A 20,811-nucleotide genomic window follows, 5' to 3' on the forward strand; every position below is an offset into this window, starting at 1 on the left:
TCAGTCAGCCTTCGCCCGGGCCTTCTGGGCCTTGGCGTCCACCCGCTTGAACTCGATGCCCAGCGAGGCGGCCCGGGCCTTGAAGGTCATGCCCCCGCCGGCCAGCGCGGCCTCGCCCTTATTCTGGCGTTCCCACGAGAGGATCAGCGCATCGGCCGCGCGCATGTCGTTAAGGCTGGCGCCGGCTACGACGAACCGATGGGGGCCGAGCATCCACTCGTTGCCCGCCCGGCATACGGCCGGCTCATCCGTCATGGCGATTTGGCGCTCCGGCTCCGGCTCGGGCGGCGGAGCCAGGACCTCGGCGAACTCCTTCAGCTCCAGCTCGGTGAAGCCGATGTCGGTGATGTCGAACTCGAACTCGCCCGCGGCTATCCCCGCCTCGACCACCTGCATCTGCTCGGCGAGTACGGTCGTGTCCCATCCGCTCTTCAGGGCGATGGCGTTGTCGGCCAGCACCAGGGCCGCGCGCCGGGCGGGGGTGAGGCCCGGGATCCGGATGCAGGGCACCTTATCCATGCCGGCGCGCTGGGCCGCCAGGAGACGTCCGTGGCCGGCGATGAGGACGTCGCGCTCGTCGATGAGCAGCGGGTTGGTGAAGCCGAACTCGGCGATGTTGGCGGCGAGCATCGCCACCTGCGCCTCGTCGTGCGTACGCGCGTTCCCATCGTAGGTACGCAGGGTGCGTACCGGGACGATCTCGATCGCTGCGTACCTCAGGGGATCGTCGGTGCGCACCCGCTAACTCCTTCCAACATCAGCGGTACGCGGTCCGGTGCGTACCGTGCGTACCCAAATAAAATCCTTGTGGCTGGCCACCCCTCGCGCCCAGGGAACGCTCCTGGAACACACCCCCCCTAGGAAGGACCCGCGACCGGGGGGGTACCCCCGGGTCCCCACCCCAGGGATCTCCCTCGCGACCCTCCGGCGGGCGATGGGAGGCACCACGGGATGGCCTCAGGCCTGGCGTGAGACGGGCGAGCGGACGAGACGGCCACGGCCCTCGATGCGGGCGTCGGCCTGCCTCAGAGCGTCTCCCAGACTGTGTCTGGAACCGTCCCGCGTACCGGTCTCGCGGACCTGTCGGATGGCCTCGGCGACGGCGGACAGGCCGGTCATGGCGATGCGGGTCTGGATGTCGGGTGGGTTGCGCATGGTCTGCCCTGAACGAGGAGGCGCAGGGCCGACGCTTGGACCGACCCTGCGCAAGTTCGGGCCGAAGGTTGCGACCAATGCCCGTACACGGACGGTCAGGGGATGGCGTGCATCGGCCAACACATGCGCAGGGTCAGGCAGGCCCTGAAACGACGGAGGCCCCCCAGGATCTCTCCTGAGGGGCCTGCCACGTGTGGTGCACGTACCGCGTCCATCCAACGGTAGCGGTAAGATAGCTCGACCCTATGAAGGGAACAAGGCGGGAACCGCTCAGAAACCCTGCGATGCCCTGCGATACTCGTCGGCGGCCTGGGCACGGTCCACGGCGACCGCACGACCACGCTGAGGGGTCCTGCCCGTGGAGCGCCTTGCCCCGGTCTGGTAGGCCACGGAACGGGCCTGTCGAGCTGCCTTGGCGGCGAGGTGGTAATCCTCCGGGACGTCCACGTCCTGCCCGTCGAAGGACAGCGCCGAGACCGTCTTGAGGTACAAGTCGCGGATGACCCAGAACCCCGTCGAGGGTCCGGTGCGGTACTCGGTGGAGATGGAGGAGAGCCTGCGGATCCGAGGCCGATCGTACAGCACCGGCGCCGTGGCCTGGATGGCGACCTCCTCGACCGCCTCAGCGGGAGCCGCCGGGAGGGAGGGAACCCCGGCCGAGGCCGGGGCGGGGGCAGAGCCCCCGATAGAGCGTCCCGAAAAGCGACCGACCGTTTCGACGTCCTCGGACCCGACGGGAGCGACCTCGGCAACGGCCTCGACGGGAACAGCGCCAGACGCATCCCGAAACGCGTCCCGCACCGCTTCCTTGCACCATGTCGCGCCCATGCCGAACAGGGCCTGCAGCGTCGCGGTGGTCTCGGTCTTGGACCTGCCCTCGGCCAGCATGGCGAGGCCCTGGCGGCCTGCCTCGGCCTTCGTCTCCGCCCGGGCGTCACGGGGTACAGCGCCGTCCTTGACCCGCTTCTGAGCCGACCGCTGCGTCGACGTTAGGGCGAGCGTGCCGGACGGCCTGACGCTCTGCATCCCGGCCTCGGCGCAGAACTCGTCCGTGAGGCCCAGCAGCTCGGCCATCGTGCTCCCGCGATGGTGGAACAGCGGCGACCATGACGTCCCGCCGTGGTCCGCGGTCTCGCCGGACAGGTGGCGATCGTGGCGCCGCCCGAGGCTCGCGAGGCTCGACCGTACGTCGTCGACGCGCAGGCCCGCTAGGGGAGCCAGGGCGGACGCCCAATCCGCGACGGTGCCGCCCTTGGCGTGGGCCATGGCATTGGCGGTCAGGAACGCCCAAAGGTGCCTCTTGCCCTTGGGGACGTATCCCACATGCTCGCGATACCGGAGGAGGTCGGCCAGCCTACGATCCCAGACGCCGGCCTTGGGGCTGTAGGACCAACCCGCCTTGCGGGGCTTGGCGGGCTTGACGTCCTCGATCGGGGACGTGGCGGCCTTCTCGGCCATGCGCGCCTTGAAGGCGTCGTTCGTCAGCGGAAGGACCGCATCGGCCAGCAGGTCGACGCGGCACCGCTGGATGTTCTCGGAGAACTCGGGCCAGATCCTACGGCAGAGAAGGCCGCTCTCGGGGTTCACCGAACCCCACAGGCGCAGGATCCTCGCCGAATCCTTCGTCTGCTGATCGAGGCCCGCATCGCGGAAAAGGCGCCACATCGGGGCTAGACGGGCTTCCTGAAGGTCGCGGTCCGGATCCGAGCGCTTCCTGGCCGGGACCGAGCCGTCGTCGTTTAGGCTCGGCCCGTAGAGCTCCTTGAGGATACGGGCGACCTTTGGGGCGGCGCGGCCCGGCAGGCTCTCGCAGACCCATACGGCATGCAGTCCCCGGCCGGATGCCGTCCAATATGAAGCGGCGGGTAGGCCCGCCTCGGCGATCGCCTTCGCCAGGATCGCCATGAGGGCCTCAGGCGCCATCCCGCGGTAGGGCAGCGGGTTGCCGCGGGCATCGTCGGCGTAGGGGTCGAAATCGAGCCAGGCATGCCCGACGCTCGCGAGCAGCTTGCCCGTCTTGCGGCGCATGAACCGGTTCATGCTGACGAACTGCTTGCCGGCGAGCTCGAACCCCTTGAGGGGCTGTCCGGCGCGGTGCGAGGTCTCGCGGTAAGTGCCGCCGTTCTTGCTCGCCAGGGTGATGCAGCCATCGGAACCGCGCGGGTGCAGCGTCGCGATGTGCCTCGCCATCTCGACCAAATTCTCAACGGCGGCGCGGCCGTGCACCGCCACGTGAGCGGCGATGGCGCGGTTCCACCAGTCGGGAATGAAGGGAGTTCGGGGGCTAGGCATTTACCGTTCGCGGAAGGACGACGCGCAGGCACCACACTGCGCAGGAATGAAGGTAGCGAACGCCCATGCACGGAACAAGGGATCGGCGATGCCGATCTTGACCCCCTAGGGAACGGCCTTCGCGGATGCCCCCGAACCGGCCTGTGGATAGGCCGCCAGGGGTCGTGGACACGCGTTTTCGAACGAATCGGCAGCACGGTGACCGGTCCCCCTACGACGGCCTACAATGGCGTTTCGGCCGGCGATATGAGGCATGGTTATGGGTGAGGCGAAACGCCGGAAGTCACGGTCCGACGATGCTGCATTGGGGTGGCCGGAGAACCTGAGGAAGCTCCATGCAGCTGAGGAAGATCTGCGCCTGCGCGGCCTGGGGATGGTCAAGGGTGACGAGGACCTAACGCGACAGATCCGTCTCATCGAGACGGTCATGGATTTCCTTCAACGATACCTCAACACTCATGAGACCACGGATCCCGACGAGATCACGGTTCAGCACCTAGGAGTCCGGGTTTTCAACGCGGCCGCCGCCGCTCTCAAGCTGGCGCTGGGCGGCTACGGGCAGGTGAGCGCAGGCATCTTGCGCGACATCCTGGAGACGACGTTCCTGGTCGACAGCTTCAGGACCGATCGGTCCCGGATCGCGGAATGGAGGAACATCACTGAGGACAAGCGAGGGCAGGCCTTCGGCGCGGATGCAGTCCGTAGATATTTGGACGTTCGAGACAAATACACCGAGCGTCGCCGGAGGCAGGCCTACATGGATCTTTGTCGGATGGGGACCCATCCCACCGTACAAGGGTTCGCTCTCCTTCGCGCAGGGGACACCGGGACGCCGCCGGGCCCGTTCTTGGCATCGAACATCCTTGCGGCCACGATCAACGAACTGGCCAAGCTGATGGTTGAGGTCGGAGAGACGTTCGAAGCATTCCTCCCGAACGACGGCCCCAGCGCGATAGAGGCGAAGACGCTTCTGATGGAGGAGACCGGCCGCTGGTTGGAGCGCTACTACGGCGTCCCCTACGACGAGGGACCTGTCCGTGAGGTCCGAGGTCTACTCACGAAGCTCCGGGCATAGTCTTAGGGCAGTTCCGCCCGGCAACGATTTTCTTCCGCTTTTTGGGAACCGAACCCAACAATTCGCGTTATGCGGCGCTGGCCCCCCCTTGGATCTGGCCAAATCACTGGCATTTTGGATACGACCACGCGCGCGCGGTCGATTCGGTCCAGGGGCCACCTCCACATGTTCAGCGTCTCCTCCTTCGCCGAGGACGTCCTCTACGGCTCGGACAAGCCGGGCATCGTCCTCCGCAAGCGGGCCGTGGCCACGCACTGCGCGGACAGCTACCTCTCCGACAAGGGGATCCTGCTCGACATGTGCCGGGCCCGCATTTGCCGTCTCGGCATGCGGTCGAGGGACATCCACCAGTCGATCCCCGGCTGGCGCGCCGGGGAGCATTGGCGCCTCCTCGACGGCGAGTACGACGTCGATATCTCCCTGAAGCGCGCCTACCAGATCGCCGAGGCCATCGGGCTCAGGAAGGTCGCCTTCGGGTTCGAGGATCCGGACCTCGTCCAGTCCGCCGCTGCATCCAAGGGAACGCCCCCCGCCGTCACCGCCAGGGCCGCCTGACGCCTCGCATGTGTTGGCCGATGCACGCGCGGACGTTCCCCTAGGGGCACGCTGCTCCCGGGCCCCGGCGACGTCTCTCCCGTCCCCCGCCCCGCCAGGACGTCCCGACCGGTCCACCCGGGGGCAGCCCCATCCAGGGGTGCCCGCCGTGAATTTCCGCCTCGTCGAGAACATCGAATGTGTGCTCAAGCACGCGTGGTCGGTGCGCTTCCTCGCCCTCGCCACCGTGCTCGATGCGGCACAGGCGAGCGTCTCCTACTTCGCCGGATCCGAGCTCGTCTCCGCGCCCACGCTGGCCCTCGCCAACATGGCGCTGACCATGTCCGCGTTCGCCGCCCGCTGCGTCGCTCAAGAGAAGGTGTCCGGTACCGGCACGGGAGGTGAGGCATGAACCTCGCAAACCTGTTCCGCGCGTTCCGGCGCCCCGCCGCGGCCGTCATCATCGCCACGGCCCATCCCGTCGTCATGCCGGCCGCCGCCGCGCCGATCCCGGTGCAGGCTGCCCTCGACGTGAAGCGTTCCGCCGCCCCCAAGGGCAAGGGCCGGTTCATCGCCGGCACCGCCTTCGCGCTCCTGTGCTGCACGACCATCACCGGCTTCGAGGGCATGCGGACGACCGCATACCGCGATTCGATCGGGGTCCCGACGGTCTGCATCGGCGAGACCAAGGGCGTCCGCATGGGGCAGCGGTTCAGCGTCGCCGAATGCCAGGCGATGCTCGTGAAGCGCCTCGGCGAGGATTACGCGCCCGCCATCGAGCGCTGCGTCACCCGCCCCATGGGCGACGACTTCTACGTCGCGGCCCTCTCCCTTTCCTACAACATCGGCACCGGCGGCTTCTGTCGGAGCTCGATCGTCCGCCTCTACAACGCCGGCGACCGCAGGGCCTCCTGCAACGCCTTCCTCCTCTACGACAAGGCCGGCGGCCGCGTCCTGACCGGGCTCGTCAAGCGGCGTCAGGCCGAACGCGCCCTTTGCCTGAAGGGTGTCTGAGCCATGAGCACGACCGCCATCCTCGTCATCGCCGTCCTCGTCTACTTCGCCTTCGACACCGTCGTCGGGGCCGTGGCGAGCGTCGCCATCGCCCGCGCCAAGGCGAAGGGCTGCACCTGCCAGCCCAACAGCTGGAGGATGGGTCTCTGATGTTCGAGCTGCTCCTCTCCCTCGTCAGCACCCCGTTCGGCATCGGCGGCATCGTCGCCGTCGCCGCGGCGGTGGCGGCCTTCCTCCTGCTCCCCGTGCACGGGATCCGCGTCGCGGCCGCCCTTGCCGTGGTGGCCGTGACCCTCGCCGGAGCCGGCTACCTCGATCGGCTCCGGACCGACCTGGCGACGTCCGAGGCGAAGGTCGAGACGCTGCAGGCACGGCTCGACAAGGCGGTTGCCGACGCCGCGCAGCTCGCATCGACGGCGCAGGCCAACGCCGAGACAGCCAAGAACCTGGCGGCCGACATCGATCGCCAAGCGCAGGCCTACGAGGCCGACGCGGTCCAGGCGCGGTCCGATGCCGACCAGATCTCCGTCGCGCGCCAGGCGGCCGAGATCGCTGCCCGGGCATGCCGGTCGGACGTCTATCGGGCCCTGAACGCCGGCCCCCTTGAGGCGACGTCCGAGGACGCCGAGCTCGCCCCCTCGATGAAGGCAACCCTCGATGCCCTGAGGGCCCCTGCCAAGCGGAGGTCGCGATGAACGCCCGGACCCTAGCCTGGGGCCTCGTCCTGCTCGGCTTCGCGATGATGCTGTGCGGATGCCAGACCGTCGAGCCGACCACGGTCTACGTCGACCGCGTCGTCGAGGTCCGCCCGACGGTCGCGCCGTCCCTGCTCCGCTGCACGGCGGAGCCCGCTCCGCCCGGGCCCGGTGCCCGGCAGCGGGACCTTCCCCCGTACCTGCTCGACCTGGTCTCCGCCGGTCGGGATTGCAGGCGCAAGCTCGGTACCGTGGCGGACATCGTGAGGTCCAAGCCATGAGGTCGATCCGCGGCATCCCGACCGTTTTCACCCCGTCCCGGGCCCTGGAGTGGCACTGCGCCGGGACGGACCTGCTCGTCGCCATCGTGCTCGCGCTGCCCGGGCGCACGTTCAGCACCGGGGCCATCTGGGACCGGTTCGCGAGCATCATGCCCGAGAGCGAATGGGCCCTAGTCATCGGCTCGATCGCCCTCGTTCGAATCGCGGCCCTTACGATCAACGGGCATTGGCGCCGGACGCCTTTGCTCCGCGCTCTCACGGCCATGATGGGAGCCACGCTGCACGCCTACCTGGCTCTGCTGTTCTACGTGCCCTCGGTCAACGCGTTCGGCGTGGGTGCGGCCTTCTCGGCCGCCCTCGCGGTCTCGGACATTCGATCCGCCTATTGTGCCGGCCGGGACATCGTCGTCGCCGGACGGGTCTGGGACATGATGCGGGCGGCACCCCCGGCGCCGCTGCCGGAGGGTTTCGCGCCGTGAACAGCATCCTCGCGACGGCCGGATCCTACCTTACCGCCGCAGAGCCATGGAAGGCCGTGATCGCCTCCGTGCTCGGCTTCCTCGCAGCGGGCCTGAGCATCGTCGGCGGCATCGTCAAACAGCGTCGATCGTCGGACACGACCGTGCCTGACCAGGCGCCTTCGCCGCGACCAACCACGTTCCGTCTTCATGCCGACGATCGCGAGCTCATCGACAACGCCAGGGAAGCCGCGGCCGACCTGACGCGGGCCATCAAGCACCTGACCGGCGCGACGGAGGACGACACGCTGGCGACCGAGGGCAACACCGCCGCCCTCAAGCGTCGCGGGGGACGGCCATGAGGGCCGTCTTCTCCCCCGGCCTCGATCCCCCGGTGTCGCGATGAGCGTCGGCGAGCGGCAGTACCTGCTGACGCTGGCGGCCCTCCTTCGCGAGGGGCTGCTCGCCGATCCCGTCCCGGCCTACGCGCCGACGGCGCACCCGAGGGGCATGCCCTTTGGATGGCGCATGGTGTGGGGCCGCATCCATGCCTGAAGGACAGACCAAGCGATCCTATCGCCAGGAGGACTGGGAAGCCCGGCTCCGGCCGATCCCGAGGCCCGAACAGGTTCTCGCGCTGCTGGCCAGCCACGGCGCGGCGGCCTGCATCGAGCGGTGGGGGACCTACCCGTCGCACCTCATTCGCCGGGCCAAGCGGCCGCGCCGGGGGACGGGGTCTGCTCAAAAGTGAGCAGACCCCTCGGTCTAAGAAATTCTTAGGGCGTCGGATCCCGTTCCGGTCGGCGATACGTGATCTGCACCTCGCCTTCCGGCAGCATCATGAAGCGCAGGCCGGCGCCCATCAGCGCGCCCATGATGTTGTGCAGCGCCTTCGTTGTTCCCTCGCCCTTCTCGACGGCGATCAGCGTACGCACCGAGATGCCGGACGTCTTGGCTGCCTCTTCCTGGGTCCAGCCTAGGAGGGCACGCGCGGCGCGCAGTTCTGTCGGGTTCGGGTACATGCAGACATTCTGCCCCTAGAGACAGAAAAAATCCACCCCCGCATCGACAGGACTTGCAGAATATCTGAACTTAGGTGTACAGTTTCTGTAACCCCAGGATCCCCTAGGGGGCTACCGCGAGCGTTGGCCCGCCCGCGGTAGCGTCAAGCACAGAGGTAGACACTCCATGCCCGACCCGAAGCACACCGTTAGCACGATCGCCTTGTTGGCGCAGCACCCGAGGGACATCGATCCCCAGGCCCTGCGCGACAATCTTTTCCAGTCCGCCATCGCCATCTCGGAGATGGCCCGCTACGAGGCGGCGCTCGCCGACGCGGACGTCAACTTGGCCCTCGCCGGCCTCGCCGAGCACGACACCCGGCGCGACGCCATGCTGCCGCTGTTCCCCGCGGTCCGCGCGGCCGTCGAGGCCCAGCTGACCGCTCGCATGATCGAGGCCGGCCGCCGGCGCGAGAGCATCCGGCTCAGCCTGACCGAGACCATCGTGTTCGACACTGCACCCCGGAACGTCCCGGCTGCGCGGGCCGAGGTGGAGCGGTGCGACCGGTTCGCCCAGGATCCGGGGCGGTACCTGCCCGGCGCCGAGGCCTGCCTTCTGCCCGTCGTGGCATCGGGCGTCATCGAGGGATTCGTGACGATCGGCCGGGATCGCCGTCTCCCCTGGATCTTGTCCCCGTGCGGCGTCGGGCCCTCGGCCGTCGAGGACGCGGCGGAGTTCTACGGCCGCCACCGGCACGAGGCCGTCATCGTCGTCGGCTCCCACCTCCACGACGGCGTCACCCTGCCGGCCGGCGTCGTGTTCGTGGAGGTCAGGTAATGAACGCCGTCACCCGCATCCCGCCCGTCCCGGTCATCCAGCTGCACGACGGCGTGCCGATGGCGGACAGCCGAGACGTCGCCCGATACTACAGGCGCGAGCACAAGAGCGTCCTGCGCTCGATCCGGGAGGCGCCCTGCAGCGCCGACTTCAGGGAGCGCAATTTCGCACCCTGCTTTATCAAGGGCTTAGACGGGAAGGACTTCACCGACCACGTCCTGATGACCAAGAGCGGTTTCGCGTTCGTCGTCCTCGCCTTCACCGGTGACGCGGCCGCGGCCTTCCGCGAGGATTACATCAACGCCTACGACCGCATGGAGGCGGCGCTCCGGCAGGGGCAGGTCGCCGTCGATCCCATGGTCGCGCTGCAGGACCCGCGGAACGTGCTCAAGCTGCTCGGGACCTACGCCGAGCGGAACATCGCGCTGGAGGCCGAGGTGGCCGAGAAGAGCCACGCCCTCGTTGTGACGAAGGCGACCGTCGCCGAGCAGCGGCCCCACGTGGAGGCGCTCCGCCGCATCGCCGGCCTCGACGGGACGTTCTGCATCTCCGACGCCGCCAAGGAGCTCGGGATCCGGCCGAGCGTCCTGTTCACGCACATGCGGGACCGGACGCAGAAGACGCGCTGGCTCTTCATCCGCAACGGGACGACCCGGGAGACGGCCATGCAGGAGCGCCTCGACGAAGGGACGCTCGTCCTTAAGGTGGATGTCGTGCGGGGCCGGGACGGCGAGGAGCGGGCCGTCCACCAAGTCCGCGTCACCGCCAAGGGGCTCGCCAAGCTGGCGCTGACGTTCGCCCCGCGGTTCCCGGGCGTCTAGCTCCCCTAGAATCCCACCGCCAACCAGGCCCCCGGCACCGAGTCGGGGGCCTTTTTCGTGGCCGGATTTCTGGCGCAAGTAATCGATACCAAACGCCGATTGGCTTCCCGCCAGAGCGGGTAAGCCGTTGATTTCAGGGGATCCGCGGACCGGGCGCGGCCTCGTCCTCGGGATCGGGATCAAATGCGATGACGGGACGGCCCCGGCCGCGGCGACCGCTCAGGATCTTGTCGAGCCGCTCCTGCGCCTTCGGGCGCGCGCCGCCGAGGATGTACAATGTGTTCTGGGTGAGGGCCCATCCATCGCCGCTTTGGACGATCGGCGTGGTCGTGATGAACACGTCGCCTTGGACAGGGTGGCCCCAGCAGAGCCCGTGGAGCCCGTCGCCCCGGGCCTCGAAATCGTCGAGGAAGGGGGCCTTGTCGATCATGTCGGCGGTCGGCGTCCACGGGGCATCGATCCGCTCCAGGGCCTCGCGGACGGCGTCCCGGCGGGCCTCGACGGCGGCGGTCTCGGTGGGGGTCAGGTCTCTCAGGCGCATGAAGGGTGTCCTTTCAATGGACATCCTTCCTGAGGGGGATGCCAAGCACAAATCAGAGCAGCCGGACGGCCCGAGGGCAGCCCGGCACGTTGCTCTCCCATGCGCCTCCGCTGTCGCCGAGCCGGAGCTCGAACCGGCGATCGGGAAGCTGCACGAGGTCCTCGCCGCCCTCGACGCGCCCCTTCACGATGTCGCCGTCGACCGTCGCGCGCCCCCAGACCGAGGTCCGCGAATCCGCAGACCCGTCGGGCCAGGAGACGCGGCACTCCAAGCGGAACCGGATGCCGCCGGGGAGGCGGCGGACGTAGAGCGTGCCGTCCACGGCGGCGAGCCCGTCGACGTCGTCATGGACGGCGACGGACCAGATGCGGTCCGTGGGGATGGAGCCGGCGAGGCAGGGGCCCGCCCCGGCGAGGGCGGCGGCGAGGATGAGGGCGCGCATCACGGCTTCTTCCTCCGGTTCGAATTGCAGTCGTCGCAGAGGATGCGAACCCATCCTCCCTTCCGGTATGCCCCGGGGGCGCCGCATGCCTCGCAGACGACCGAGGAGAGGAAGCTGGCGGCGTCGAGGATCGCGGCGATTTCATCGCCCGTCTCCTCCGGCAGCCCGTCCACGTACCACCTCAATTCGGCAAACTTGGACTTCACCTGCGCCGACACGACGCCAGCGAGCGCGTCGTGCCCGGCGAGGGTCTCAGCCGTCGCCCGAACCAGTTCGAGCCAGGGGACGTCGACCTGGAGCGCGCCCGCCGGGAACAGGCCGGGGAAGCTCCGCTCCAGGTCCTCGGACACGCGATCGCACATCGTCGGCACCAGCCCGCTCGGCAGGGCGTATCGAGCGGATCTGACCGCGACGTAGCGCTCGGCGATCTCCACGGCGAGCGCGGCGCCCTCCGGCGTATCCCGGCGCCGGGTTCGCGCATCGGTATCGGCTGGCAGCGCGGGCGTGCGCTTGACCGTCGCTTCGAGCTCGACGCGGTCCGCATGCTGGGGCCGCACCGGCATCGGATCGATGGCGATCGTCGCCTCGGGCCCGAACAGCCTGGCAAGGTATTCGTGTAGCTCGCGCGCGGCGCGGCGTTCTCGGGACGTCATGACGGGCTCCATGTGCGGGGATGGGCGGGCGGCAGGAGGGAGACGGACGCGAGGAATGCCGCGGCCGATCGGGCCTCGCGCAGGGCGAGCGCCGGGTCGCGATCGCCGTCCTCGGCGAGACGCAGCAGGGCGGACGCGTAGGCGAAGACGCCTCGGCCGAGGGACGGCTCGACGACGCCGTCGGTGACCCGGCCCTCGATGTCGTCGCGGAGGTCGCGGAGCTTGGAGACCGACATGACGGCCCCCTCAGTGCGCGAGGCGCGGGCTGGACCGCAGCGCCACGATCCGCTCGACGGCACGCCTCAGTGGACGGATGGAGCCTCCCCGCCATGCCCCGGCCAGCGCATCGATCTCGGCGCCGTCGAGGTCGGGGATCCACCGCGCGTCGGCGACGTCGGCGCGGAGATCGTCGAGGATGCCGCGAACGAGGACGGGAAGGTCCCGGCGACGTGGCGTGCCGACATCGACCACGACGAAGCGGTCGAGAAGGGGCCCGCGCAGCGATTCGGTGCCGTTGGCGGTCGCGACGAGCGAGATCCCGCTGAGATCCACGGCCGTTTCCAGCCCAATGTCCCAGTAGGCCCGGCGCGTCGAAGGCTCGGCAAGCCCGAGAAGGACCTCCCTAAGGCTGCCGTTGTGCCCTCCGGTAGCGCTGGCCTTGTCAATCTCGTCGAGGACGACGATGCCGTTCCCGCTCCCGCTGGTGATGCACAGCTGGGCCATCACGGACGGCCGCGCCGTACTCCATTGGGCCGCCGTCCCGCCGAAGGAGGAATCCGACGCCGAGGCGCAGGCGTAAATGATCGATGGCACGCCCAGCTCCGAGACGAGGTCCCGCGCAAGGCTGGTCTTGCCCCCACCGGGCGGCCCGACGAGCAGGATGTTCGGCATTGCGGCGTAAGGCCGGCCCATCATCAGGCCGACGATCCGGGAGACGGCCGCCTCCGCCCAAGGCGTGCGCTCGACCAGCCGCTGCCCGAGGTCCTGCAGGTCCGGCATCGGGACGCACGGGAGCCGGCGGCCGGAGATGGTCCCGGCCTGCCCCTTGGCCTTCTTGCCGTCCGGACCGGCCGGCAGCACGAGGATCGAGGGAGCGGGTTCGGACTGCCCGGGCAGGTCGGCGAGCCACGACATGTCCATCCCGGCGGCCTTCGGCGTCTGACGCTCGGGCGACATCGGCTCCGGCGCGACGATCGTCATGGCCAGCATCTCAAGCAGCGTCTTGGCCGAGACACGCTGGGCCCGGCGCTCCATGATGAACCGCGCATCGACGTCGCTCTCGGTCTCGGCGATCGCCCCTGGCTCGCGCGCGATCCGGCTCGCGAGGGACATCAGCGTGACGCCGATTTCGCGTACGGGACAGGGATCGCTCCCCGCGACGGTGGCGTAGGAGTGGAGCGTCTCCACGCAGAGCGCGACGGCCCGAGCGGTCGCGCCCGGGTCCCCCATCTCGGCGAGGTAGAGCGTCGCGCGGTCCGCGATCTCCCTTAGGGTGTCGAGCAGGTCGAACGAGGTGTGCGGCGGCCTGCAACCGGCGTCCGCATGGCGCAGCGCCAGCGTCTCCAGCGCGAGGGCGGTACCGATCTCAGGGTTGGCCCTGAACGCGGCGAGGGCCTGCAGCACGTCCCCGGGCAGCTCCGGGGACAGCCGCTCACCGACGGCGGTCGACCAGGCGGCGATGTCGCGGTCGACGTTGCCGTAGGCCCACGGGAAGCCGACGAGGATGTCCTCGATGCTCGGGATCTGGGAAGGGGCGCGGCCGTAGAGGTCCGTCCGCAGCCGCTCCTCGGAATCGGCATACGTCGCGATGCGCGCGGCGCGGCGCGCCCAGCGTGTGGGATCGTCGGTCATGGGGGATCTCGCAGGATAGGAAACGGGACGCAGGCGGGCGCCGAGCAGGGCTCAGGCGGCGGCGGTCATCCGTTTCTGTATCGAGCGGGTCATCGAGGTCTTCCTTAGCGACGGAATCAATAGAATCCCATCGGCGGCCCTTCGCAACCGAAGGCTGACTTCTTGGTGAAGTTTTCCCTGGCCTTCGTGGCCACCCACCGAATCAGTCGTTGCGCGATTTTCTCGTCAGCGTCCAGTGGAATTCCTCGCGTTATGGCAGACTGGCCTGCCCCCATTCGGTGGCCCAGGTTTGAAGTTAGTGCATCGTCGGTCGGGTGACGATGGCAGGGCGAGGGGACGATTGCCGCGGCGGCGGCCAGGGTCGGCGAAGCCGGACCGGTGGGTCTCGTCATCGTCGCCACCGGCCTTCTTCACAGGGCGGACGTCTCGCCCGAGAAGACGGTCAGGGCGCTCGACCCCGCTGCGATAGCCACCGTCTTCGCGATCAACGCGATCGGCCCTGCGCTCGTCGCCAAGCATTTCGTGCCCCTGCTGGCGCGACGGGAGCGATGCGTATTCGCGGCCCTGTCGGCGCGGGTCGGATCGATCGATGACAACCGACTCGGCGGCTGGTATACCTACCGTGCCTCAAAGTCGGCGCTGAACCAGATTCTGCGAACACTCGCGATCGAGGTCGCCCGCAGCCGACCGGAGGCGATTGTTTTAGGCCTACATCCCGGCACGGTCGCCTCCGGCTTGTCGCGGCTCTTCCGGCCGGACCCGACGGCCGACGGCGTCTTCTCGCCCGAGGAGAGCGCAAAGCATCTCCTACGCGTACTGAACGGTCTGGGCGCGGACGACACCGGCGGCGTCTTCGCTTGGGACGGCTCGCCGGATCCCCGCCTGAATGCGGTCTCGGCCCGAACGGATGCCCGGGACGACGCCATGCGATCGTTCGAAGTCGGGATCGCGCCATCAGCGGACCTTCAGGTTTAACCACGCGAATGCCCGCAGGGGCCCGATAGCTGTCATTGAGATGGAATGGTCGCTCCGGCGGCCACAACATCCTCGTCGCGGGCCACACACTAACTTCAAACCTGGGCCACCGGATGGGGGCAGGCCAGTACCCTCTGTAACATCGAGCCGCTTGTTGCAGGCCTTCCTGGAACTTGCCGGGGGTCTAGAGCAGTCCGCTGGCAATGGGTACGATCCACCAAATCCAGACGGATAGGTCCCATTCTAGACCGGGGATCGCCCCCGACCGTCCGCAAGCCACTCGGTCGAGGCGGGTTCGACACGGTTCGACCGACTCCGGCGATGCAAGAGCCAGGAGACCGACCAGGCGAGGACGAAGGCGCCGATGATCCCGAAGCCGAGCGTATCATAATGGTGTGACAGGCTTCCAAGCCAGGTACCAATCTCGCTGCGTAAGCCGAACCGGTCGGCGACAAGATCCAGAGCCTCGTAAGTCCCGATGCCCAGGGCGAACACGACGGACAGTAGGGTGACGGTCATGTTATAGACCAATTTTCGCTGGGGCTGCACGAATGCCCAATTGTAGGCGCTGAGCATCAACACGCCATCGGTGGCATCGATCAGCGTCATGCCGGCGGTGAAGAGGGCCGCGAACACCAGGACGAGCCATAGGTCCGCCCCGCTTCCGGCCTGTGCTGCCGCGAGGCCGAACAGGCTGACTTCCGTGGCGGTCTCGAAGCCGAGCGCGAACAGCAGGCCCAAGGGGTACATCTGCCAGGGGCGCGCTATCAGCCGGAACAGGGGACGCAGGATCCTGGTCAGGACGCCATGGTGGTGCGCCATGGGTTCGGTATCCCGCTGTGCGTCACTCCCACCGCGGCGTAGGCGCAGGAAGGAGCGACAGACCCCAGCGAGGACGACGCAATTGACGAGGCCGATGAGGATCAGGAACGTCGCGGACACGCCCGTTCCGACCAGGCTTCCGAGCTCCCTGTATCGCCCCGGAACGTCGAGCATACTGGTCGTGGCCAGTGCGACGAACGCGGCCGCGACGACGACGACGGTGGAATGACCGAGCGCGAACCAGAGACCGACCGCGACCGGTCGCTGGCCCGACTGCATCAGCTTGCGCGTGACGTTGTCGATGGCCGCGATGTGGTCCGGATCGACCGCGTGCCGCAGCCCCAGGACGTAGGCCAGCAGCGCTGTCGAGAGCAGGGCTGCGTTGCCCGCGAAGAGGTCGTACGCCCATGCCCAGGCCGCGACGTTGGCGGAAACCAGGAATAGGTACAGCACGCCAATCCGCCGTAGTACCGAGCTAGGCAGGTCAGGGCCTAGGGGAAGTGTGGACGTCAAGTGCTCGCTCCGGTTGGCCAAACGCGCCCCGGCTCGCCGCGGCCACTCATCGAGGCACTTCCCGCCCCCCGGAACGTACCGGCGGTTCTCGTAGGGCTGTGCGTTCCCTATCGGCGCGGGCATCGCGTCCGACGAGGCGCCCCCCCCGAATCGCACATCAGTCCATGACCCGCCCGGCGGGATCGGCCGTCGCGAGACCGGGCAGGACCTGTGACCGCATCACTCGCTCCAGGGCGTCCAGCCAGCACTCATAGTAGTCCCACTCCGGGTCGTCACGGGCGTGGGACGCCTCCCACGCGGTGATCTCGGCGATCAGGGCCTGCCTGAACTCCTCCCATTCGAAGTGACCGTCCCGGGCGAGCGCGACGGCGAGGCCGAACGCCTGCCGCTCCCAAGACTGATGGAAGCAGAGGCTGCCATTGGCCTTGGGGGGCGCATCGGCCTGCCCCATCATGCTGGCGAGGGCGAAGTGCTCGAAGCTCGTCTGCATGGCAGCCGCCTCACGCGGCCTTCGGCAAGGCGATGGCCACGCCCATCATCGTCTCCGGGGTGACGAGGGCCGCGAGCTCGTCCTCGCTCATTCCCTGGGTGCCGTCCGGCCGCTCCGGCACGACGAACCAGCGGATCTGGGCCGAGCTGTCCCAGGTCCGGATTTCCTTCGATGGCTCGACCTCAAGCCCGAACTCCCTGAGCACCGACCGTGGCTCGCGTGCCGCGCGGGCACGGAAGGACGGGTCCTTGTACCAGTAGGGCGGGAGGCCCAGGACCGGCCATGGATAACAGGAACAAAGCGTGCAGATGATGAGGTTGTGGACGTCCGGCGTGTTCGCGACGGCGCGCATGTGCTCGCCCTCGGCCCCTGCCGCTCCGGTCGGAAGCCCGAGTTGCGTGACGGCCGCCATGGTGTCGGTCACGAGCAGCGCCTTAAAGGCGTCGTCGACCCAGGCCCGGGCTACGAGCTTGGCGCCATTGAAGGGGCCCATCTCGGTGGCGAAGGTCTGCATCACCTTGTCCACGGTCTGGTCCGTGATGACGCCTTTCTCGATCAGCAGGGCTTCCAGGGCCCGCACGCGCGCCGCATTGCGCTTCTCGCGGTCCTGCGGATAGGCGAAACGATCTGTCATGGGATTCCTGCCTTCTCGATGCCGGTTCGACGCCGCCGACGGAGGACCGGGGGGCCAAGTCCTATGCTTAGTCGCCGGGCGGACACGTGGATGGACCTCGACGAGGAGGCCCGTCGGAGGGGTCGGATCTATGCGGCGGCCTGCTGCTCAAGCGGTCGCAGGTAGGCGTCGAACAGGTCGGCGTAGATGAGGAAGCCCGGCTCGGCGTTGCCCGGCCACAGGTGCTGCGGATCGAACTTGATGCAGTAGACCGGCATGGCAGGGCCGATGCCGTCCGGACCAGTCGAGCACAGGTAGCTGAACGCGTCGTCGTAGACGGTCTCGACGACGCCGACCTTGTTGCGCAGGTAGCCCGGCAGGCGGGTGTGCTCCACAGTCGGCGGATCGCCGATGAGGACGGTGTCCCCCACCGCGAAACGTGGCTTGTCCGCCCATTCATGCCAGGGCGAGTCCCCGTCGATGAGGTACTTGTGGATGCGGTCGTCGACTTCCGGCGTGCCGCCGGTCGATAGGAGCTTCCCCGGATCGGCGAGGTACTCGTCCGTGCGGGCGTCGAGCTCGGCCTGCGTGATGTAGCCGTTGGCGACGAAGTAGCCAGATATCCCGCCGAGCCATTTTTCGTAGTAGCGGTACTTGAAGTAGTCGAACGGGTTCATCGCCTCCGCACCCTTGCGCAGGTCCGCCCAGGTCCACACCGTCCGGAAGGTGCTCGACGTCTGCGGCAGTTTGATCTGGGTGCTGAGCGCCATCATCGCTGTGTGGATGCCGAAGATGCGCTCCTCCCAGGGCTCGACGAAGACGCGCAGTTCCGGTGCGACGGGGTCGAGGCCTTCGAGGCCGCCGAGGGTATGCTGAAGTTTCATGTGACCTCCGTTTAGCGAACAGTCGCGGTGGCGGTGGAACGTTGGGTCAGCGCCTGCGCCAGCATCTCGGAGACGATGCCGAAGAGGGCCCCCACCAGCATCGAGAACCCGGCCACGAGGGTAGGATGGGTGATCCCTCCATCAACAACGCCGTGACCCGTCGCCTGCGTCGTGCCAACGAGGCAGGCGAAGCCGAAGACGATGGCCGGCGGATAGCCGAGGAACCCGGCCGACGCGGCGAGGATCATGAGGCCGCTGCCGACGCCCACCGAGACGGCCGCGACCACGGGCGAACCCGGTGCGAACGAGATCACGAGCAAGCATAGGCTCGCGATGACGATGCCGATCCAGTTCGACGCGACAGACTTGACCAGCCCGGAAACGCCGCCGCCGCAGGCGAAGAACGAGGCCCACCCGATGAAGGTGACCCAGACGGGGATCGGGAGGGCGGTGGCCGTAAGGTAGGTGTCGAGGCCTCCGAGGACGGCGATGCTGGTGGCGAGGGCAAGCGTGGGGGGCATCCGGGTCACTCCTGTCTGGATGAGGCGGGACGTGTCTTCAGGCGGCGGCCCGCCTCGCCATGCAGGCGCGTACCTCGGTCTCGATTGCGGTGCGGTCGAGGTTGCGCCCGATGAAGACGATCTCGCCACGGCGCATCTCGCCCTGGCGCCACGGGCGCCCGGGGCGGCCGTCCAACGTCATGTGGACGCCGTGGAAGACGTATCGGCGTGCCTCGCCCCGCACGGGCACGATGCCCTTGATCCGGAAGATGTCGGACCCCTTGGCCTGGACGAAACCGTTGAGCCACTTGAAGAAGGTCGAGGGGTCCAGGTCGTCCTCGACCGCCAGCGCCACACTCGTGATGGCGTCGTCGTGCTCGTGCTCAAGGTCGGACAGGAGCTCCGGCTCGATGGCGAGGGCGTTCTTGAGGTCGAAGGCGCGGATGCCCAGCACCTCGGTGGCCGGGACCGTCCCCTCGCGGACGCGCAGGATGCGCGCGAGGGGATTGAGGCGACGCAGGTCCCGCTCGCGGAGCGCGAGGGTCTCGTCGTCGACGAGATCGGTCTTGTTCAGGATCAGGAGGTCGGCGAAGGCGATCTGCTCGCCCGCGATGTTCTCGCCGCCGGCCGCCTCCGCCTCCTCGCCCATGGCGAGCCAGATGGGATTATGAAGGGCGTCGACGACCGTGACGAGCGCGTCCAGTTCCGTGCTCGCCCGGAGCCGCTCGTCGAGGATGAAGCTCTGGATGACGGGCGCCGGATCGGCGAGGCCCGTCGTCTCGATCAGGATGCGTCGCACTCGCTGGGGCCGCGTCAGGAGACGCTCGATGGTCGAGACAAGATCCGCCCGCACCGTGCAACAGATGCAGCCGTTGTTGATCTCGATGACGTCCTCGTCGACGCCCACGACGAGTTGGCCGTCGATGCCGACCGCCCCGAACTCGTTGACGATGACGGCGGTCCCCTCCGCCCCGTCCTGGGCCAGCAATTGGTTCAGGAGCGTGGTCTTGCCGGAGCCGAGGAAGCCCGTGAGGACCGTGACCGGGACTTTGCCGTTGGTCTCCGACATCGGACGTACTCCTCGTAAGTCGTGCTTTTTCGAAAGGAAGGCTAGGACTGGAAAAGGTCGGTGACCAGCTTGGCGATGCAGCAATTTCCGCCAAACGGGATGCAGATCTCGACATGTCCGCCGACGTGCTTCTGGCGTGGACATATGCTGCCTACCGAATACGCAAGTCGGCCTGGTCGGACTTGGCCTCGACGTTCCGCGCGGGGCCTTGGAAACGCTGGCGATAGTCACCCGGGGCGATCCCAAGGTGGCGCAGGAAAGCGCGGCGAAGGGTGTCGGTCGATCCGAATCCGCATCGGTGAGCGACCTGTTGGATGCTCGTCGTCCCGATTTCGAGGAGGCTGCGGGCGGCCTCGACACGCGCCGCCTCGACGTACCGGGCCGGGGTCGTATGCAGTTCCTCCCGGAAGAGGCGCATCAGGCTTCTCTCGCTCATGGCTGCCCGATGGGCGAGACGCGCCAGGGAGAGATCCTCGGGCAGGTTGGCGAGGACGAAATCCGATATCCCGCCGAGTTGGGATTGCTCGGTGAGTTGGGCGCGGAGGTGCACGCTGAACTGCGATTGCCCGCCCGGCCGGCGCAGGAATACGACGAGGGCCCGGGCGACGGCGAGCGAGACGCCGGATCCACAATCCTGCTCGATGAGGGCGAGCGCGAGGTCGATGCCCGCGGTGACGCCGGCCGAGCTGTAGACGTGCTCGTCCCGCACGAAGATCCGGTCGGGTTCGACATGGACCCCCGGGTAGCGTGCCGCCAACGCGCCTGCGTATTGCCAGTGCGTGGTCGCGCGCCGGCCTTCCAGGAGGCCGGCCGCGGCCAGGATGAAGGCCCCGTTGCAGATGGAGGCGATCCGGCGCGTCGTCGGCGCCTTTTCCAGCAGCCAATCCCTAAGGGCGAGGTCCTGCGTCTCGTCCTGGACGTCGGGGCTGCCCACGACGAGAAGAGTGTCGAAAGTCTCGCCCGCCTCGCCGATGAGCCGGTCCGGAAGGATGCGGAGCCCTGACGATGCGCGGATCGGGCCCGGGGCGGTGCCGAGCAGGGAGACCGCGTAGCTGACCCCTGCATCAGGGATCCGGCCGACCTGCGAGAACGTATCCACCGGACCGACGATGTCTAGGGACTGGGACCCGCCCGGGGCGACGATGCCGACGCTGATCACGCGACGTTCGAGTTCTTGCATCGCGTCTGCGGTCCCGGGACAGGGGCGGTTCAATGGTGTCGGCCGGGGAAGCCGATGGCGAGGCGACCGGACGCGTGACCCCGCCGCACGGAAACCGGGCGGCGGGGGATGGTC

General features: G+C 68.3%; 29 protein-coding genes. 13 read left to right on the forward strand and 16 right to left on the reverse strand.

Annotation, left to right across the window (positions count from 1 at the left end; translation table 11 throughout):
* The 3 genes from ASF52_RS11870 to ASF52_RS11880 form a co-directional block, all read right to left on the reverse strand.
* A complete protein-coding gene (locus tag ASF52_RS11870) occupies positions 1 to 738 on the reverse strand; it encodes a ParB/Srx family N-terminal domain-containing protein (protein WP_056172022.1) in 738 nt (245 codons plus the stop codon).
* Positions 739 to 957: 219 nt separating this feature from the next.
* The gene (locus tag ASF52_RS11875) at positions 958 to 1,155 is read right to left on the reverse strand and encodes a hypothetical protein (protein ID WP_056172024.1); all 198 of its coding nucleotides are present in this window, start codon (positions 1,153 to 1,155) and stop codon (positions 958 to 960) included.
* A gap of 270 nt (positions 1,156 to 1,425) precedes the next feature.
* Positions 1,426 to 3,447: a hypothetical protein gene (locus tag ASF52_RS11880; RefSeq protein WP_156630110.1), complete on the reverse strand. Its 2,022-nt coding sequence runs from the start codon at positions 3,445 to 3,447 to the stop codon at positions 1,426 to 1,428.
* 253 nt (positions 3,448 to 3,700) lie between these two features.
* Between ASF52_RS11880 and ASF52_RS11885 the strand changes: the two genes are divergently transcribed.
* From ASF52_RS11885 to ASF52_RS22640, 10 genes are all read left to right on the forward strand, one after another.
* Entirely contained in the window at positions 3,701 to 4,522 is an 822-nt protein-coding gene (locus ASF52_RS11885) for a hypothetical protein (protein WP_056172027.1), read from the forward strand.
* A 165-nt stretch (positions 4,523 to 4,687) separates the two neighbouring features.
* Complete coding sequence (locus ASF52_RS11890; RefSeq protein WP_056172029.1) at positions 4,688 to 5,077, forward strand: hypothetical protein; 390 nt, start codon at positions 4,688 to 4,690, stop codon at positions 5,075 to 5,077.
* A 148-nt stretch (positions 5,078 to 5,225) separates the two neighbouring features.
* Positions 5,226 to 5,468, forward strand: coding sequence for a DUF7940 domain-containing protein (locus ASF52_RS11895; protein ID WP_156630112.1), 243 nt, complete (start codon positions 5,226 to 5,228; stop codon positions 5,466 to 5,468).
* On the forward strand, positions 5,465 to 6,070 hold the full coding sequence (locus ASF52_RS11900; RefSeq protein ID WP_244473781.1) for a lysozyme: 606 nt from the start codon (positions 5,465 to 5,467) through the stop codon (positions 6,068 to 6,070). Before ASF52_RS11895 ends, ASF52_RS11900 begins: the two co-directional genes overlap by 4 nt.
* 3 nt (positions 6,071 to 6,073) lie before the next feature.
* Positions 6,074 to 6,220 (forward strand): hypothetical protein, encoded by a 147-nt coding sequence (locus ASF52_RS22635; RefSeq protein WP_156630114.1) that lies wholly within the window; start codon positions 6,074 to 6,076, stop codon positions 6,218 to 6,220.
* Positions 6,220 to 6,765 carry a hypothetical protein gene (locus ASF52_RS11905; RefSeq protein WP_056172032.1) on the forward strand — a complete coding sequence of 182 codons (546 nt, stop codon included), beginning with the start codon at positions 6,220 to 6,222 and terminating at the stop codon, positions 6,763 to 6,765. The genes ASF52_RS22635 and ASF52_RS11905 overlap by 1 nt, the downstream gene beginning before the upstream one ends.
* Positions 6,762 to 7,046, forward strand: a complete 285-nt coding sequence (locus ASF52_RS11910; protein ID WP_056172034.1) for a hypothetical protein — start codon at positions 6,762 to 6,764, stop codon at positions 7,044 to 7,046. Before ASF52_RS11905 ends, ASF52_RS11910 begins: the two co-directional genes overlap by 4 nt.
* Positions 7,043 to 7,525 carry a hypothetical protein gene (locus ASF52_RS11915; protein WP_056172036.1) on the forward strand — a complete coding sequence of 161 codons (483 nt, stop codon included), beginning with the start codon at positions 7,043 to 7,045 and terminating at the stop codon, positions 7,523 to 7,525. The genes ASF52_RS11910 and ASF52_RS11915 overlap by 4 nt, the downstream gene beginning before the upstream one ends.
* Positions 7,522 to 7,866 (forward strand): hypothetical protein, encoded by a 345-nt coding sequence (locus ASF52_RS11920; protein ID WP_056172038.1) that lies wholly within the window; start codon positions 7,522 to 7,524, stop codon positions 7,864 to 7,866. Before ASF52_RS11915 ends, ASF52_RS11920 begins: the two co-directional genes overlap by 4 nt.
* 40 nt (positions 7,867 to 7,906) lie before the next feature.
* Positions 7,907 to 8,059, forward strand: coding sequence for a hypothetical protein (locus tag ASF52_RS22640; protein WP_156630116.1), 153 nt, complete (start codon positions 7,907 to 7,909; stop codon positions 8,057 to 8,059).
* 221 nt (positions 8,060 to 8,280) lie between these two features.
* On the opposite strand, the gene ASF52_RS11925 is transcribed toward ASF52_RS22640, so the two are convergent.
* Positions 8,281 to 8,526, reverse strand: coding sequence for a helix-turn-helix transcriptional regulator (locus ASF52_RS11925; RefSeq protein ID WP_056172039.1), 246 nt, complete (start codon positions 8,524 to 8,526; stop codon positions 8,281 to 8,283).
* Between the two features lie 166 nt (positions 8,527 to 8,692).
* Here ASF52_RS11925 and ASF52_RS11930 point away from each other — a divergent pair, with 166 nt between their 5' ends.
* Both ASF52_RS11930 and ASF52_RS11935 read left to right on the forward strand, forming a co-directional pair.
* A complete protein-coding gene (locus ASF52_RS11930; RefSeq protein WP_156630118.1) occupies positions 8,693 to 9,343 on the forward strand; it encodes a hypothetical protein in 651 nt (216 codons plus the stop codon).
* A complete protein-coding gene (locus ASF52_RS11935; protein ID WP_056172043.1) occupies positions 9,343 to 10,164 on the forward strand; it encodes a phage regulatory protein/antirepressor Ant in 822 nt (273 codons plus the stop codon). Before ASF52_RS11930 ends, ASF52_RS11935 begins: the two co-directional genes overlap by 1 nt.
* Positions 10,165 to 10,297: 133 nt before the next feature.
* On the opposite strand, the gene ASF52_RS11940 is transcribed toward ASF52_RS11935, so the two are convergent.
* The 5 genes from ASF52_RS11940 to ASF52_RS11960 are packed head-to-tail and all read right to left on the reverse strand — an operon-like array spanning position 10,298 to position 13,651.
* Positions 10,298 to 10,705, reverse strand: coding sequence for a hypothetical protein (locus ASF52_RS11940; protein WP_056172045.1), 408 nt, complete (start codon positions 10,703 to 10,705; stop codon positions 10,298 to 10,300).
* Between the two features lie 52 nt (positions 10,706 to 10,757).
* Positions 10,758 to 11,147 (reverse strand): hypothetical protein, encoded by a 390-nt coding sequence (locus ASF52_RS11945; RefSeq protein WP_056172047.1) that lies wholly within the window; start codon positions 11,145 to 11,147, stop codon positions 10,758 to 10,760.
* The gene (locus tag ASF52_RS11950) at positions 11,147 to 11,800 is read right to left on the reverse strand and encodes a hypothetical protein (protein ID WP_056172051.1); all 654 of its coding nucleotides are present in this window, start codon (positions 11,798 to 11,800) and stop codon (positions 11,147 to 11,149) included. Before ASF52_RS11950 ends, ASF52_RS11945 begins: the two co-directional genes overlap by 1 nt.
* Positions 11,797 to 12,036, reverse strand: coding sequence for a hypothetical protein (locus ASF52_RS11955; RefSeq protein ID WP_056172053.1), 240 nt, complete (start codon positions 12,034 to 12,036; stop codon positions 11,797 to 11,799). The genes ASF52_RS11950 and ASF52_RS11955 overlap by 4 nt, the downstream gene beginning before the upstream one ends.
* Before the next feature lie 10 nt (positions 12,037 to 12,046).
* Complete coding sequence (locus ASF52_RS11960) at positions 12,047 to 13,651, reverse strand: AAA family ATPase (RefSeq protein WP_056172055.1); 1,605 nt, start codon at positions 13,649 to 13,651, stop codon at positions 12,047 to 12,049.
* 339 nt (positions 13,652 to 13,990) lie between these two features.
* Here ASF52_RS11960 and ASF52_RS11965 point away from each other — a divergent pair, with 339 nt between their 5' ends.
* Positions 13,991 to 14,626: an SDR family NAD(P)-dependent oxidoreductase gene (locus tag ASF52_RS11965; protein ID WP_082515293.1), complete on the forward strand. Its 636-nt coding sequence runs from the start codon at positions 13,991 to 13,993 to the stop codon at positions 14,624 to 14,626.
* Between the two features lie 243 nt (positions 14,627 to 14,869).
* On the opposite strand, the gene ASF52_RS11970 is transcribed toward ASF52_RS11965, so the two are convergent.
* The 7 genes from ASF52_RS11970 to ASF52_RS12000 form a co-directional block, all read right to left on the reverse strand.
* On the reverse strand, positions 14,870 to 15,961 hold the full coding sequence (locus tag ASF52_RS11970) for a HoxN/HupN/NixA family nickel/cobalt transporter (protein WP_244473783.1): 1,092 nt from the start codon (positions 15,959 to 15,961) through the stop codon (positions 14,870 to 14,872).
* Between the two features lie 157 nt (positions 15,962 to 16,118).
* On the reverse strand, positions 16,119 to 16,451 hold the full coding sequence (locus tag ASF52_RS11975) for a nitrile hydratase accessory protein (RefSeq protein ID WP_056172056.1): 333 nt from the start codon (positions 16,449 to 16,451) through the stop codon (positions 16,119 to 16,121).
* Positions 16,452 to 16,461: 10 nt separating this feature from the next.
* Positions 16,462 to 17,085: a nitrile hydratase subunit alpha gene (gene nthA / locus ASF52_RS11980; protein ID WP_056172058.1), complete on the reverse strand. Its 624-nt coding sequence runs from the start codon at positions 17,083 to 17,085 to the stop codon at positions 16,462 to 16,464.
* Between the two features lie 128 nt (positions 17,086 to 17,213).
* A complete protein-coding gene (gene nthB / locus ASF52_RS11985; protein ID WP_056172059.1) occupies positions 17,214 to 17,948 on the reverse strand; it encodes a nitrile hydratase subunit beta in 735 nt (244 codons plus the stop codon).
* An 11-nt stretch (positions 17,949 to 17,959) separates the two neighbouring features.
* Complete coding sequence (locus tag ASF52_RS11990) at positions 17,960 to 18,469, reverse strand: DUF1097 domain-containing protein (RefSeq protein ID WP_056172061.1); 510 nt, start codon at positions 18,467 to 18,469, stop codon at positions 17,960 to 17,962.
* Positions 18,470 to 18,506: 37 nt separating this feature from the next.
* Positions 18,507 to 19,517: a CobW family GTP-binding protein gene (locus tag ASF52_RS11995; protein WP_056172063.1), complete on the reverse strand. Its 1,011-nt coding sequence runs from the start codon at positions 19,515 to 19,517 to the stop codon at positions 18,507 to 18,509.
* Between the two features lie 151 nt (positions 19,518 to 19,668).
* Positions 19,669 to 20,697: a GlxA family transcriptional regulator gene (locus tag ASF52_RS12000; RefSeq protein WP_156630120.1), complete on the reverse strand. Its 1,029-nt coding sequence runs from the start codon at positions 20,695 to 20,697 to the stop codon at positions 19,669 to 19,671.
* Positions 20,698 to 20,811 lie beyond the last annotated feature (114 nt).

The organism is Methylobacterium sp. Leaf112, assembly GCF_001423295.1.
Classification (GTDB): Bacteria; Pseudomonadota; Alphaproteobacteria; order Rhizobiales; family Beijerinckiaceae; genus Methylobacterium.

Coding starts and splice junctions, on each gene's coding strand:
- ASF52_RS11915 (WP_056172036.1), top strand. CDS start 7,043: ATGAGGTCGATCCGCGGCATCCCGACCGTTTTCACCCCGTCCCGGGCC.
- ASF52_RS11975 (WP_056172056.1), bottom strand. CDS start 16,451: ATGCAGACGAGCTTCGAGCACTTCGCCCTCGCCAGCATGATGGGGCAG.
- nthA (WP_056172058.1), bottom strand. CDS start 17,085: ATGACAGATCGTTTCGCCTATCCGCAGGACCGCGAGAAGCGCAATGCG.
- ASF52_RS22635 (WP_156630114.1), top strand. CDS start 6,074: ATGAGCACGACCGCCATCCTCGTCATCGCCGTCCTCGTCTACTTCGCC.
- ASF52_RS11900 (WP_244473781.1), top strand. CDS start 5,465: ATGAACCTCGCAAACCTGTTCCGCGCGTTCCGGCGCCCCGCCGCGGCC.
- ASF52_RS11880 (WP_156630110.1), bottom strand. CDS start 3,447: ATGCCTAGCCCCCGAACTCCCTTCATTCCCGACTGGTGGAACCGCGCC.
- ASF52_RS12000 (WP_156630120.1), bottom strand. CDS start 20,697: ATGCAAGAACTCGAACGTCGCGTGATCAGCGTCGGCATCGTCGCCCCG.
- nthB (WP_056172059.1), bottom strand. CDS start 17,948: ATGAAACTTCAGCATACCCTCGGCGGCCTCGAAGGCCTCGACCCCGTC.
- ASF52_RS11955 (WP_056172053.1), bottom strand. CDS start 12,036: ATGTCGGTCTCCAAGCTCCGCGACCTCCGCGACGACATCGAGGGCCGG.
- ASF52_RS22640 (WP_156630116.1), top strand. CDS start 7,907: ATGAGCGTCGGCGAGCGGCAGTACCTGCTGACGCTGGCGGCCCTCCTT.
- ASF52_RS11910 (WP_056172034.1), top strand. CDS start 6,762: ATGAACGCCCGGACCCTAGCCTGGGGCCTCGTCCTGCTCGGCTTCGCG.
- ASF52_RS11930 (WP_156630118.1), top strand. CDS start 8,693: ATGCCCGACCCGAAGCACACCGTTAGCACGATCGCCTTGTTGGCGCAG.
- ASF52_RS11885 (WP_056172027.1), top strand. CDS start 3,701: ATGGTTATGGGTGAGGCGAAACGCCGGAAGTCACGGTCCGACGATGCT.
- ASF52_RS11940 (WP_056172045.1), bottom strand. CDS start 10,705: ATGCGCCTGAGAGACCTGACCCCCACCGAGACCGCCGCCGTCGAGGCC.
- ASF52_RS11925 (WP_056172039.1), bottom strand. CDS start 8,526: ATGTACCCGAACCCGACAGAACTGCGCGCCGCGCGTGCCCTCCTAGGC.
- ASF52_RS11890 (WP_056172029.1), top strand. CDS start 4,688: ATGTTCAGCGTCTCCTCCTTCGCCGAGGACGTCCTCTACGGCTCGGAC.
- ASF52_RS11905 (WP_056172032.1), top strand. CDS start 6,220: ATGTTCGAGCTGCTCCTCTCCCTCGTCAGCACCCCGTTCGGCATCGGC.
- ASF52_RS11995 (WP_056172063.1), bottom strand. CDS start 19,517: ATGTCGGAGACCAACGGCAAAGTCCCGGTCACGGTCCTCACGGGCTTC.
- ASF52_RS11935 (WP_056172043.1), top strand. CDS start 9,343: ATGAACGCCGTCACCCGCATCCCGCCCGTCCCGGTCATCCAGCTGCAC.
- ASF52_RS11945 (WP_056172047.1), bottom strand. CDS start 11,147: ATGCGCGCCCTCATCCTCGCCGCCGCCCTCGCCGGGGCGGGCCCCTGC.
- ASF52_RS11950 (WP_056172051.1), bottom strand. CDS start 11,800: ATGACGTCCCGAGAACGCCGCGCCGCGCGCGAGCTACACGAATACCTT.
- ASF52_RS11960 (WP_056172055.1), bottom strand. CDS start 13,651: ATGACCGACGATCCCACACGCTGGGCGCGCCGCGCCGCGCGCATCGCG.
- ASF52_RS11990 (WP_056172061.1), bottom strand. CDS start 18,469: ATGCCCCCCACGCTTGCCCTCGCCACCAGCATCGCCGTCCTCGGAGGC.
- ASF52_RS11875 (WP_056172024.1), bottom strand. CDS start 1,155: ATGCGCAACCCACCCGACATCCAGACCCGCATCGCCATGACCGGCCTG.